The organism is Streptomyces viridosporus (assembly GCF_002078235.1).
In the GTDB taxonomy this organism is placed as follows: Bacteria; Actinomycetota; Actinomycetes; order Streptomycetales; family Streptomycetaceae; genus Streptomyces; species Streptomyces viridosporus.
The window spans coordinates 1-13,215 of sequence record NZ_MSGP01000476.1; the positions used below are offsets into that span (position 1 = coordinate 1).

The 13,215-nt window shown below is 72.3% G+C and carries 12 protein-coding genes; all 12 read right to left on the bottom strand.

Going from position 1 to position 13,215, the window contains the following annotated elements:
* Positions 1–17: 17 nt before the first annotated feature.
* The gene (locus B7L92_RS29535; protein ID WP_026084868.1) at positions 18–695 is read right to left on the bottom strand and encodes an arsenate reductase/protein-tyrosine-phosphatase family protein; all 678 of its coding nucleotides are present in this window, start codon (positions 693–695) and stop codon (positions 18–20) included.
* A complete protein-coding gene (locus B7L92_RS29540; protein ID WP_081240424.1) occupies positions 692–1,339 on the bottom strand; it encodes an L-threonylcarbamoyladenylate synthase in 648 nt (215 codons plus the stop codon). The genes B7L92_RS29535 and B7L92_RS29540 overlap by 4 nt, the downstream gene beginning before the upstream one ends.
* 51 nt (positions 1,340–1,390) lie before the next feature.
* A complete protein-coding gene (gene prmC / locus B7L92_RS29545; RefSeq protein ID WP_081240425.1) occupies positions 1,391–2,236 on the bottom strand; it encodes a peptide chain release factor N(5)-glutamine methyltransferase in 846 nt (281 codons plus the stop codon).
* A 40-nt stretch (positions 2,237–2,276) separates the two neighbouring features.
* The gene (prfA, locus tag B7L92_RS29550; RefSeq protein ID WP_004983341.1) at positions 2,277–3,344 is read right to left on the bottom strand and encodes a peptide chain release factor 1; all 1,068 of its coding nucleotides are present in this window, start codon (positions 3,342–3,344) and stop codon (positions 2,277–2,279) included.
* Positions 3,345–3,450: 106 nt separating this feature from the next.
* Positions 3,451–3,672, bottom strand: coding sequence for a 50S ribosomal protein L31 (gene rpmE, locus B7L92_RS29555; protein ID WP_004983342.1), 222 nt, complete (start codon positions 3,670–3,672; stop codon positions 3,451–3,453).
* Positions 3,673–3,680: 8 nt separating this feature from the next.
* Positions 3,681–4,961: an LCP family protein gene (locus B7L92_RS29560; protein WP_081240426.1), complete on the bottom strand. Its 1,281-nt coding sequence runs from the start codon at positions 4,959–4,961 to the stop codon at positions 3,681–3,683.
* A 348-nt stretch (positions 4,962–5,309) separates the two neighbouring features.
* Complete coding sequence (gene rho, locus B7L92_RS29565; RefSeq protein ID WP_081240427.1) at positions 5,310–7,358, bottom strand: transcription termination factor Rho; 2,049 nt, start codon at positions 7,356–7,358, stop codon at positions 5,310–5,312.
* A gap of 402 nt (positions 7,359–7,760) precedes the next feature.
* Entirely contained in the window at positions 7,761–8,678 is a 918-nt protein-coding gene (gene thrB, locus B7L92_RS29570) for a homoserine kinase (protein WP_004983345.1), read from the bottom strand.
* A gap of 462 nt (positions 8,679–9,140) precedes the next feature.
* Positions 9,141–10,199, bottom strand: coding sequence for a threonine synthase (gene thrC / locus B7L92_RS29575; protein ID WP_004983346.1), 1,059 nt, complete (start codon positions 10,197–10,199; stop codon positions 9,141–9,143).
* A 6-nt stretch (positions 10,200–10,205) separates the two neighbouring features.
* Entirely contained in the window at positions 10,206–11,498 is a 1,293-nt protein-coding gene (locus tag B7L92_RS29580) for a homoserine dehydrogenase (protein WP_016824626.1), read from the bottom strand.
* 176 nt (positions 11,499–11,674) lie between these two features.
* Positions 11,675–13,066: a diaminopimelate decarboxylase gene (lysA, locus tag B7L92_RS29585; RefSeq protein ID WP_081240428.1), complete on the bottom strand. Its 1,392-nt coding sequence runs from the start codon at positions 13,064–13,066 to the stop codon at positions 11,675–11,677.
* 28 nt (positions 13,067–13,094) lie between these two features.
* Positions 13,095–13,215, bottom strand: a 121-nt coding sequence (locus B7L92_RS29590; protein WP_255311197.1) for a DALR anticodon-binding domain-containing protein, incomplete at its 5' end; no start/stop codon positions are given.

Here is a 13,215-nt window from a genome sequence, read left to right on the forward strand (position 1 = left end):
GCCGGGCGCGCCCGGCCTCACGCCCGTGTCGGTACGCCCGTCAGGGCCGTGACCACCGGGTCCAGGGCCTGGTGTATCTCGTCGCCGATGGAGCGGAAGAAGGTCAGCGGCGCCCCGTACGGGTCGTGGACCTCGTCCGCGTCGACCGTCGGGGCCAGGAGCCATCCGCGCAGCGCGGCGGCCGCGCGGACCAGGGCGCGGGCGCGCATGACCAGGCCGTCGTCCAGCGGGGGCAGGGTCGCCGGGTCGATCGCGTTCACCAGGCGGGTGAACTCCTTCAGCGTGAAGGTGCGCAGGCCCGCCGAGTGGCCCATGGAGATGACCTGGGCGCGGTGGTCCCGGGTGGCGGTCAGCACCAGGTCGGCGCGGATCACGTGCTCGTCCAGGAGTTCGCGGCCCGTGAAGCCGGAGGCGTCCGCGCCGAACTCGGCCAGCACGGTCTCCGCGTGCGTCTCCATCGGCGCGCCCTCGTGCCCCCAGGTGCCCGCGCTCTCCACGATCAGCCCGCCGCCCAGGACACCCAGCCGCTGGCTCACGAAATGCCGGGTCAGCCGCTCGGTGATGGGCGAGCGGCACACGTTTCCGGTACTGACGTGGAGGATGCGGAAGGTGTCGCGCGGGAATCCGAAGGTCGTCGTCACTTCCGCGGCGGTTTCCCCGCCGCCTATGCCACGCCCCGACTCGGGGGCCGTCAATTCGCCACCTCGAGGTCGGGTACCACCTTGCGCAGCTCCTCCGGCGAGATCGCGCCCTCGCGCAGCAGCAGGGGCACCGGCCGTGTGACGTCGACGATCGAGGAGGGGACGTTGCCGGGCGTCGGACCGCCGTCGAGGTACACGGAGACGGAGTCGCCGAGCATCTCCTGCGCGGCGTCGCAGTTCTCCGGCGCCGGGTGGCCGGTGAGGTTGGCGGAGGAGACGGCCATGGGGCCGACCTCGGTGAGCAGTTCGATGGCGACCGGGTGCAGCGGCATCCGCACGGCCACCGTGCCGCGGGTGTCGCCGAGGTCCCACTGGAGGGACGGCTGGTGCCTGGCGACCAGGGTCAGCGCGCCCGGCCAGAACGCGTCGACCAGTTCCCAGGCCATCTCGGAGAAGTCCGTGACCAGGCCGTGCAGGGTGTTCGGGGAGCCGATGAGGACGGGCGTGGGCATGGTGCGGCCCCGGCCCTTGGCCGCCAGCAGGTCGGCGACGGCGTCCGGGGTGAACGCGTCGGCGCCGATGCCGTACACCGTGTCCGTCGGCAGCACCACGAGCTCGCCGCGGCGGACGGCGGACGCGGCCTCACGCAGCCCGGTCGTGCGGTCGGTGGCGTCGTTGGTGTCGTATCGCCGAGCCATCTGGCGGGCCTCCTCGTACGTGCTGCTGGGGGGATGGGGTGTGCCGGACGCTCACGGCAGTGCCTTGCGGGCGGTGGCGAACCGGGGGCGGTTGTTCAGGTCGGGGTGGTCGGCGGCGTCGGTCCAGCCGCGGTCCTCGGCGAAGATCCACGGCACCTGGCCGCCCTGGGTGTCGGCGTGCTCGACGACGACCACCCCGCCGGGGCGCAGCAGCCGGTGCGCGGTGCGTTCCAGGCCCCGGATGAGGTCGAGGCCGTCCTCGCCGGAGAACAGGGCCAGCTGCGGGTCGTAGTCCCGGGCCTCCGGGGCGACGTACTCCCACTCGGTGAGCGGGATGTACGGCGGGTTGGAGATGACCAGGTCGACCTGGCCGTCGAGGTCCGGGAAGGCCGTCAGGGCGTTCCCCTGGCGCAGTTCGACGCGGGAGCCGTCCATGTTCCTGCGGGTCCACACGAGGGCGTCCTCGGACAGCTCCACGGCGTGCACGCGGGACCGCGGCACCTCCTGGGCGAGGGCGAGGGCGATCGCGCCGGAGCCGGTGCACAGGTCGACGATGCGGGGCTCGACGACGTCCATGGCGCGGACCGCGTCTATGGCCCACTCGACCACCGACTCTGTCTCGGGGCGCGGGACGAACACCCCGGGGCCGACCTGGAGTTCCAGGTAGCGGAAGTAGGCGCGCCCGGTGATGTGCTGGAGCGGCTCGCGGGCCTCGCGGCGGGCGGTGACCTCCCAGTACCGGGCGTCGAAGTCGGAGTCCTTCACGGTGTGCAGCTCGCCGCGCTTGACGCCGTGCACGAACGCGGCGAGCTCCTCCGCGTCGGTGCGCGGCGAGGGCACGCCGGCGTCGGCGAGCCGCTGGGTGGCCTGGGCCACCTCGGCGAGCAGCAGGTTCACGCGATGCCTCCGGAAGTACTCGTACTACGTGCCTCGTGCCTTACGCGGCGGCGAGCTTGGCGGCCGAGTCCGCGTCGACGCAGGCCTGGATCACCGCGCCGAGGTCGCCGTCCAGGACCTGGTCCAGGTTGTACGCCTTGAAGCCGACGCGGTGGTCCGAGATGCGGTTCTCCGGGAAGTTGTAGGTGCGGATCTTCTCGGAGCGGTCGACGGTGCGGACCTGGCTGCGGCGGGCGTCGGCGGCCTCCCTCTCCGCCTCCTCCTGCGCCATGGCGAGCAGCCTGGAGCGCAGGATACGCAGTGCCTGCTCCTTGTTCTGCAGCTGGCTCTTCTCGTTCTGGCAGGAGGCGACGACTCCGGTCGGCAGGTGCGTGATGCGCACGGCGGAGTCGGTGGTGTTGACGGACTGGCCGCCGGGACCGGAGGACCGGTAGACGTCGATGCGCAGGTCGTTCGGGTTGATCTCGACGTCGACCTCCTCCGCCTCGGGGGTCACCAGGACACCCGCCGCGGAGGTGTGGATGCGGCCCTGGGACTCGGTGGCCGGCACGCGCTGCACGCGGTGCACGCCGCCCTCGTACTTCAGCCGCGCCCACACGCCCTGGCCGGGCTCGACCTGGCCGCGGGCCTTCACGGCGACCTGGACGTCCTTGTAGCCGCCCAGCTCGGACTCGGTGGCGTCGATGATCTCGGTCTTCCAGCCGACGCGCTCGGCGTAGCGCAGGTACATGCGCAGCAGGTCGCCGGCGAACAGGGCGGACTCGTCGCCGCCCGCGCCCGCCTTGATCTCGAGGATGACGTCCTTGTCGTCGCTGGGGTCGCGCGGGACCAGCAGCAGGCGCAGCTTCTCGGTGAGCTCCTCCCGCTGCTGCTCCAGCTCCCTGACCTCGGCGGCGAAGTCCGGGTCGTCGGCGGCCAGTTCGCGCGCGGTCTCGATGTCGTCGCCCGTCTGCCTCCAGGAGCGGTACGTGGCGACGATCGGGGTGAGCTCGGCGTAACGCTTGTTCAGCCTGCGCGCGTTGGCCTGGTCGGAGTGGACCGACGGGTCGGCGAGCTTCTTCTCCAGGTCGGCGTGCTCGGCGACGAGTTCCTCGACGGCCTCGAACATCTTGGGCTCCTGCTGGTACGGGGGTGAAGGGCGGGCGACCAAAAACGCCGGTCCCGGCGCGCCCCCTCGGTGGGGGCACTGCCGCGGACCGGCGATTGGGGGCGCGCTACTTCTTGGAGCCGGCGGCCTTGCCGAAGCGGGCCTCGAAGCGGGCCACACGGCCACCGGTGTCGAGGATCTTCTGCTTGCCCGTGTAGAACGGGTGGCACTCGGAGCAGACCTCGGCGCGGATGGTGCCGGCGGGGATCGTGCTGCGGGTGGTGAACGACGCGCCACAGGTGCAGCTGACCTGCGTCTCGACGTACTCGGGGTGGATGTCGCGCTTCAAGGTGTCTCCTAGGTTCCGGGAGGGCGCCGGGTCGCCGCCGCGGGATGCGACAGGCGTGAACCGGAGCCGACGTACCAGTCTGCCAGGACTGGCGCCTTCCCCCCAAACCGGGGGTGGAGGCGATGTATTCCCGTCGGCGGGGCGCCGGTCCACGAGGTGCCCGGCGCGTCCCCGGCCCCGTCGGCGCCGGTGCCCCGGGTGGCGGCCTCGGGGATCGGCTCGTCGTTCCTCAGCGCGTCCCGGACCAGCCGGGCCTTGTCCTCGTCGAGCAGGAGCCGGCCGGGGGCGGCCGGGTCGTACCGCACCGGCATGGTCGCCATCCGCATCCGTGCGGGGGTGATGCCCTTCAGGCCGTTCAGGAAGGACATCAGGGAGTTCACCGAGCCGAGGCCGGAGTCGGTGGTGACGGCCTTGGTGGCGGTGTCGGCGAGGTCGTACAGCTTCTTGGGGCCGGTGAGGACGCCGGTCTCCCCGGCCTGCCGCACCAGCGCCTTGAGGAAGGCCTGCTGGAGCCGGATGCGGCCGAGGTCGGAGCCGTTGCCGACGCCGTGCCGGGTGCGCACCAGGCCGAGGGCCTGCTCGCCGTCCAGCCGGTGGGTGCCGGCCTTCAGGTCGAGGTGGCTCTCGGGGTCCTCGATGTCCTCGGTGGTGGTGATCTCGACGCCGCCGAGTTCGTCGACGAGCTTCCGGAAGCCGGCGAAGTCGATCTCCAGGTAGTGGTCCATGCGCAGGCCGGTGATCGACTCGACGGTCTTCACCGCGCAGGCGGCCCCGCCCGTGGAGTAGGCGGAGTTGAGCATCACACCGGTCGCGGCGGGGTGGGTGCCGCCCTCGGTGTCGGTGCACTCGGGGCGGTCGACGAGGGTGTCGCGCGGGAGGGAGACCACACTGGCCGCCTCGCGGCCCCCGTGGACGTGCACGATCATCGCGGTGTCGGAGCGGGCGGTGCCGTCGTCGGTGCCGCCGCCGAGCTCCCCGTTGCCGCCGGAGCGGGTGTCGGAGCCGAGGACCAGGATGTTCTCGGAGCCGTTGCCGGTCTTCTCGGGCCGGTCGGTGCCGAGGGCCCGGTCGATGTCGACGCTGTCGATGTTGCCGTCGAGCCTGAGGTACAGGTACCCGGCGCCGGCGCCGCCCAAGGCGACGAGGCCCGCGGCGGCCCAGGCCGCGATCCTCGTGCCCGTGCGCCGCTTCCCGCGCTGCTTGCGGCGGCGCCCCTCGGTCCGGTGCCGCGGACCCGCCGTGCCGGGTCCTCCCGGTGCACCGGGGTCCGGTGTGCTCTCGGCAGCCATGTGACCCCCAGCTCCCGTCCGGCCGCCGGCCTCGCTGCGCCGGTGCCGGACCCGGCCGGTTCGCTTCCCGTACGGCACCCATCGTCTCGCCGTCCGGCGGGACGGGAAAACGCGGCACGGGGTCGCACGGCGCCCGTGCTCGGCCGGACCCGGGACCGCCGCGCCGGGGCGGTGCGCGCACCGCTCCTCCGCGCTCGCGGCCGAGGAGGCCGCACGGCCCGGAAGCGGCGCCTACGGGATCCTTGGGGCGAGGGTCCCGCCGGGGTGCCGGAGAACGCGCGAAGGGCCGCTTCCGTGACGGAAGCGGCCCTCGGGCCGCCTTCGGGCGGCCCTTGCGGAAGGGGGACGTCAGTCGCCGTTGCCCGGCGTCGGCGTCGTCTTCTGGATCTGCATCAGGAACTCGACGTTCGACTTGGTCTGCTTCATCTTGTCGAGGAGCAGCTCGATCGCCTGCTGCTGGTCGAGCGCGTGCAGCACCCGGCGCAGCTTCCAGACGATGCCCAGTTCCTCGGCACCGAGCAGGATCTCCTCCTTGCGGGTGCCGGACGCGTCGACGTCCACCGCGGGGAAGATCCGCTTGTCGGCGAGCTTCCGGTCGAGCTTGAGCTCCATGTTGCCGGTGCCCTTGAACTCCTCGAAGATCACCTCGTCCATGCGGGACCCGGTGTCCACCAGGGCGGTGGCGAGGATGGTCAGCGAGCCGCCGTCCTCGATGTTGCGGGCCGCACCGAAGAAGCGCTTCGGCGGGTACAGGGCGGTCGAGTCGACACCACCGGACAGGATGCGGCCGGAGGCCGGGGCGGCGAGGTTGTACGCACGGCCCAGACGCGTGATCGAGTCGAGCAGCACGACGACGTCGTGACCCAGCTCCACCAGGCGCTTGGCGCGCTCGATGGCCAGCTCGGCGACCGTGGTGTGGTCCTCGGCCGGGCGGTCGAAGGTCGAGGAGATGACCTCGCCCTTGACCGACCGCTGCATGTCGGTGACCTCTTCCGGACGCTCGTCGACGAGGACGACCATCAGGTGGCACTCGGGGTTGTTGTGGGTGATCGCGTTGGCGATCGCCTGCATGATCATGGTCTTGCCGGTCTTCGGCGGGGCCACGATCAGACCGCGCTGGCCCTTGCCGATCGGCGACACGAGGTCGATGATCCGGGTGGTCAGCACGCCCGGGTCCGTCTCCAGACGGAGGCGGTCCTGCGGGTACAGCGGGGTGAGCTTGTTGAACTCCGGGCGGCCGCGGCCGTGTTCGGGCGCCATGCCGTTGACGGAGTCGAGCCGGACGAGCGCGTTGAACTTCTCGCGCCGCTCGCCCTCCTTGGGCTGGCGGACCGCGCCGGTGATGTGGTCGCCCTTGCGCAGGCCGTTCTTGCGGACCTGGGCGAGGGAGACGTACACGTCGTTCGGGCCCGGCAGGTAGCCGGAGGTGCGGATGAAGGCGTAGTTGTCGAGGATGTCCAGGATGCCCGCGACCGGGATCAGGACGTCGTCCTCGGTGATCTGCGGCTCCTGCACGTCGTCGCGGCCACGGCGGCCACGGCGGTCGCGGTAGCGCCCGCGCCGGCCGCGCCGGCCGCTGCCGTCGTCGTCGTAGCCGTCGTCCTGGCGGCCGCCGCCCTGCTGCTGGTTCTGCTGGCGGCTCTGGCCGCCCTGGTTCTGCTGCTGGTCGTCGCCCTTGCCGCGACGGTCACCGCCGCGGTCGCCGCGGTCACCGCGATCGCCGCGGTCACGCTCGCGGCCGCGCTCACGGCGGTCCCGGCGGCGGCCCTCGCCGCCCTCGTGGTCGGACCTGGCATCGCCCTGCTGCGGCTGCTGCTGCGCCTGGGCCGGGGTCTCGGCCTTGGGCTCGGCCTTCGCCTCGGCGGTGACCGTCTCGGACGCGACGGCCGGGGCACCGGCCTCGGCGGTGGCGCGACGGCGGCGGCGCTCGGCGGGGGCGGCCTCCTCGGCGGGGGCCTGCTCGGCCGGGGCGGAGGCCTTCGGGGAGGGCTGGCCCGGGATCTCGATCTGCTGCTGGGCCGCGGCCTTCTCGGCGGGAGCCTGCTCGTCCTTGGCGTCCGCCTTCTTCTCGGCGGCCTCGCCCGTACGGGTCCGGGAGGTGGCGCGGCGCTTGGGCTTGGTCTCGGCGGCGGGCTCGGCCTGGGCCGGGGCGGCGGCGCCCGAGGCGGCCTGCGCCTCCTTGATGACCTCGATCAGCTGGCTCTTGCGCATGCGCGCGGTGCCCCTGATACCGAGGCCGGACGCGACCTGTTGCAGCTCGGCCAGCACCATGCCCTCGAGGCCGGTACCGCGGCGCCGCCGGGAGCCGGCACCGGTGGCAGGCGCGGAAGCGTCCGTGGCGGGCGCGGCAGCGGTCTCCTCGACACGTGCGCCCATCAGATCGGTGGTGTCGCTCACGAAGGGTCCTTCCCTGGAGCGGACGTCGGCCTGTCTGGCTCGGCGACCGGTTGTGCTGTCCGGCTTCGGTCCTTGCTGTGTGGACCGTGCCGGGGCGGTTGTCCGCCTGAGCGGCGGAAGAGATATCTGGTGATGGCGCTTCCTCGAGCCGTGGCACCCAGTGTCACGTGGCGTGGTCGCACCGGTTCCGGAGCGTGCCCCACGGGCCGCTCAGTGTCCGCGTACGACGTACCGCTCAGGTACGAGGCAGAGAACACAGTGCGACTTGGGGAGCTCCCGGAAGAATGTCTGTCCCGGACGGGGACACGAGGCACCTCGCCATGGTGGGGTCGGGTGCAGACTTGAGGTTAACACTACCGGATCCAACAAACATTCCCCCTCTCCAAATCCGGCAACCGGGTGTCAGGTGGCGAGCGGAAGCACGCTCGCGCCCCGCACGTCGAGAGCGAGCCGGTTGGCGGCCCAGTCGGTGCCGGCCAGCGCTTCGACCTTGTCGGCGGTGTCCGCGTCGGCCAGCGCCATGACCGTGGGTCCGGCGCCGGAGATCACCGCGGGGATGCCGTCCCCGCGCAGCCGCTCCACGAGGGCAGCGCTCTCGGGCATGGCCGGGGCGCGGTACTCCTGGTGCAGGCGGTCCTCGGTGGCGGGCAGCAGCAGCTCGGGGCGCCGGGTGAGGGCCTCGACGAGCAGGGCGGCACGGCCCGCGTTGGCGGCGGCGTCGACATGCGGCACGGTGCGCGGCAGCAGGCCGCGCGCGGTCTCGGTGAGGACCGGCTTACCGGGGACGAAAACCACCGGAACGATGGAATCGGCGGGGTCCATCCTGATCGCCCGGGCGGCGCCGCCCTCCATCCAGGACAGGGTGAAACCGCCCAGCAGGCAGGCCGCGACGTTGTCGGGGTGACCCTCGATCTCGGTGGCGAGCTCCAGCAGCGCGGTGTCGTCGAGCTTGGCCTCGGCGCCTATCGTCACGGCGCGGGCGGCGACGATCCCGGCGCAGATGGCGGCCGAGGAGGACCCGAGGCCCCGGCCGTGCGGGATGCGGTTGGCGCAGACGATCTCCAGGCCGCGCGGCTGCCCGCCGAGCAGATCGAAGGCGGTGCGCAGGGAGCGTACGAGCAGATGCCTCTCGTCGCGCGGGAGGGTCTCGCTGCCCTCGCCGGCGATGTCGATGTGCAGCCCGGAGTCGGCCACCCGGACGACCACGTCGTCGTACAGACCCAGCGCGAGGCCGAGGGCGTCGAAGCCCGGGCCGAGGTTGGCGCTGGTGGCGGGGACGCGCACCCGGACGGCGGCGGCGCGGAACGCGGGACCGGCCATCGCTCGAAGACTCTCCTTGAGCTACGTGACTGTCGAATGACGTTCGATGGACATTCGAGGGCGGGACCTTCGACGGCGTACGAAAACCCCTGGGTCAACCCCTGGGCCCGCCGCCGACCGGGCTGGTCGGCCGCTTTCCGGGCCGTTCCGGGCCACTGTCCGGACCACGGGACGACGCGAGACCGCGGCATATGCGGCGGGCGGGTTCAGTACAGCCTATCGAAGGAAGGTTCTGTGGCGACATAGGGCGCACAGGAGGCGCACGATGCGTGTCGTAAGCCCCCTGTGCACCCCCTCCCGGGAACTTCCCCAGGTGAGCGCCTTCTTACGCCCGTCCTGCCGGACCGTGTCGTCCCGTGCCGCCCCGGTGCCACCGGAGCGCGCCGTTCGACCCGGTCCGGGCCGCTCGACGGCGTCCGGGCCGGGCGGGGAGGGATCCCGGCGGCGGCCCGGACGGCCGGATCAGACCAGGCCGAGGCGCTCCGCGGCGGTCGCGGCGTCGACGGGGACGGTGACCGGCTGCGGGGCGCCGGCGACGGCCCAGTCCGGGTCCTTCAGGCCGTTGCCCGTGACGGTGCACACGATCCGCTGCCCCGGGTCGACCTTGCCCTGCTCGGCGGCCTTCAGCAGACCGGCGACCGACGCGGCGGACGCGGGCTCGACGAAGACGCCCTCCTGCGAGGCCAACAGCCGGTAGGCGCGCAGGATCTCACGGTCCGTCACCTCGTCGATGAGACCGCCGGACTCGTCCCGCGCGGCCAGCGCGTGCTGCCAGGAGGCGGGGTTGCCGATGCGGATGGCGGTGGCGATGGTCGACGGGTCCTTGACCACCTCGCCGCGCACGATCGGGGCGCTGCCGGAGGCCTGGAAGCCCCACATGCGGGGGGCCTTGGTGGAGACGCCGTCGGCGGCGTACTCGCGGTAGCCCTTCCAATAGGCCGTGATGTTGCCCGCGTTGCCCACCGGCAGCACATGGATGTCGGGCGCGTCGCCCAGCATGTCCACGATCTCGAAGGCGGCGGTCTTCTGCCCCTCGATGCGCACCGGATTGACCGAATTGACCAGCGCCACGGGGTAGTTGTCGCTCAGGGCGCGGGCGAGCGTGAGGCAGTCGTCGAAGTTGCCGTCGACCTGGAGGATCTTCGCCCCGTGGACCAACGCCTGGCCCATCTTGCCGAGCGCGATCTTGCCCTGCGGCACGAGCACGGCGGACACCATCCCGGCGCGCACCCCGTACGCGGCGGCGGAGGCGGAGGTGTTGCCGGTGGAGGCGCAGATGACGGCCTTGGCCCCCTCCTCCTTGGCCTTGGAGATGGCCATGGTCATGCCCCGGTCCTTGAAGGACCCGGTCGGGTTCGCGCCCTCGACCTTGAGGTGGACCTCGCAGCCCGTGCGCTCGGAGAGCACCTGCGCGGGCACGAGCGGCGTACCGCCCTCGCGGAGCGTCACGACCGGCGTGGTGTCCGATACCGGCAGCCGGTCCCGGTACTCCTCGATGATTCCGCGCCACTGGTGGGTCATTGCTGGTTACTCTCCTTCAACCCGCATGATGCTGGCGACACCGCGCACGGTGTCGAGCTTGCGCAGCGCCTCGACGGTCCCGCCGAGGGCCGCGTCGGACGCACGGTGGGTGACGACGACGAGGGATGCCTCCCCGTCCTTGCCCTGCTGGCGCACCGTGTCGATCGATACGCCGTGCTCCGCGAACACGGTCGCGACCTGGGCGAGAACACCCGGTTTGTCGGCCACGTCGAGGCTGATGTGGTAGCGCGTGACGACCTCGCCCATCGGCGAGACGGGCAGCGCGGCATACGCGGACTCGCCCGGTCCGGTCGTCCCGCCGATCCGGTTGCGGCCCACGGCGACCAGGTCGCCGAGCACGGCGGAGGCGGTCGGCGCGCCGCCCGCGCCCGGCCCGTAGAACATCAGCTGGCCGGCGGCGTCCGACTCGACGAACACGGCGTTGTACGCCCCGCGCACCGAGGCCAGCGGATGGCTGAGCGGGATCATCGCCGGATGGACCCGCGCGGTGACCGACGCCCCGTCCTCGGCCCGCTCGCAGATGGCGAGCAGCTTGATGGTGCAGCCCATCTCCTTGGCGGAGGCGAAGTCGGCCGCGGTGACCTCGGTCATGCCCTCGCGGTGGACGTCGTCGAGCCGCACCCGCGTGTGGAAGGCGATCCCGGCGAGGATGGCGGCCTTGGCGGCGGCGTCGAACCCCTCGACGTCGGCGGTCGGGTCGGCCTCCGCGTACCCCAGGGCGGTGGCCTCGTCGAGCGCCTCCTGGTAGCCGGCGCCCGTGGTGTCCATCTTGTCGAGGATGAAGTTGGTGGTGCCGTTGACGATGCCGAGCACCCGGTTGACCTTGTCACCGGCGAGCGACTCGCGCAGCGGCCGGATCAGCGGGATGGCGCCGGCGACGGCGGCCTCGTAGTAGAGGTCCTTGCCGTGCGCCTCGGCGGCGGCGTGCAGCGCGGCCCCGTCCTGGGCGAGCAGCGCCTTGTTCGCGGAGACGACGGAGGCGCCGTGCTCGAAGGCGGTGGTGATCAGCGTCCGGGCGGGCTCGATCCCGCCGATGACCTCGACGACGATGTCGAGGTCGCCGCGTTTGACGAGGGCGGTGGCGTCGGTGGTGACGAGCTCCGCGGGAACGCCCTCGCGCACCTTGTCGGGCCGCCGCACGGCGACCCCGGCGAGCTCCACCGGGGCCCCGATGCGCGCGGCGAGGTCGTCGGCGTGCGTCGTCATGATGCGCGCCACCTCTGAGCCGACCACTCCACAGCCCAGCAGCGCCACCTTCAGCGGACGCGTACGCATCATCCGACCTCGTTTCCTCATGACCGTCTCGGTTGCACCAGTCTCACTCACCGGACGTAAATTTCTGCCCTTTGTCCGGATCGTGAGACATCTATTTCATTTCCATGCCCGGGAGGACAGGAGATCTTCCTCCCGGACGCCGGCCCGCGATCCCGGCGGGCCGGTGACGGGCGAACCCGTCACCCGACGTCGAGACGGAGCAGGTCCTCCTCCGTCTCCCGGCGGACGATCACCCGCGCCCCACCGCCGTCGACGACGACGACCGGCGGGCGCGGGACGTGGTTGTAGTTGCTGGCCATCGACCGGCAGTACGCCCCGGTGGCCGGTACGGCGATGAGGTCGCCCGGCGCCAGGTCCCCCGGCAGGAAGGCGTCCCGCACCACGATGTCACCGCTCTCGCAGTGCTTGCCGACGACCCGGCACAGCATCGGCTCGGCGTCGGAGCTGCGGGAGGCGAGGGCGACGCTGTACTCGGCGTCGTACAGCGCGGTACGGATGTTGTCCGACATGCCGCCGTCGACGGACACGTACGTCCGCAGCCCCTCGAGCGGCTTGACGGTCCCCACCTCGTACAGGGTGAAGGCGGTCGGACCGACGATGGCCCGCCCCGGCTCCACGGAGATGCGCGGCGTGGAGAGCCGGGCGGCCTCGCACTCCCGGGTGACGATCTCGGTCAGCGCCTTGGCGATCTCGTGCGGCTCACGGGGGTCGTCGTCGCTGGTGTACGCGATGCCGAGCCCACCGCCGAGGTCGATCTCGGGCAGCTCGATCCCGTGCTCGTCGCGGATCTCCCGGAGCAGTCCCACGACCCGGTGCGCGGCGACCTCGAACCCGGACATGTCGAAGATCTGCGACCCGATGTGGCTGTGGATGCCGATGACCTCGAGACCGTCGAGCTGCAGCGCCCGCCGCACGGCCTCGGCGGCCTGCCCGCCGGCGAGCGGGATGCCGAACTTCTGGTCCTCGTGGGCGGTGGCGATGAACTCGTGCGTGTGCGCCTCGACGCCGACGGTGATGCGGATCTGCACCCGCTGCCGCTTGCCGAGGGACTGCGCGATGTGGGCGACGCGCACGATCTCCTGGAACGAGTCGAGCACGATCCGCCCGACACCGGCGCGGACGGCGCGCTCGATCTCGGCCGGGGACTTGTTGTTGCCGTGGAAGGCGATGCGGTCGGCGGGCATCCCGGCGGACAGCGCGGTGGCGAGCTCGCCGCCGGAGCAGACGTCGAGGTTCAGCCCCTCCTCGTGCAGCCACCGCACGACGGCCCGGGACAGGAACGCCTTGCCGGCGTAGAACACGTCGGCGTCGCTGCCGAAGGCGGTGCGCCAGGCCCGCGCCCGGGCCCGGAAGTCGGCCTCGTCCAGGATGTACGCGGGGGTGCCGAACTCCTCGGCGAGCTGCTTGACGTCGATCCCGCCGACGGTGAGCACGCCGTGCTCGTCGCGCCCGACGGTCCGGGCCCACACCTTCGGGTCGAGGGCGTTGAGGTCGGCGGGGGGCGCGGAGTAGTGCCCCTCGGGGAGGACGTCGGCGTAACGGGGCCCGGCGGGGTGTGCGGAACGGCTCATGTCTTCGGTGGCTCTCTTCGCTGGCTCTTCAGAGATGGTCGGGTGCGTCGATGCCGAGCAGGGACAGGCCGCCGGCCAGCACCGTCCCGGCGGCGTCGGCGAGTGCGAGCCGGGCCCGGTGGGCGGCCGAGGGTTTCTCCTCGCCGACG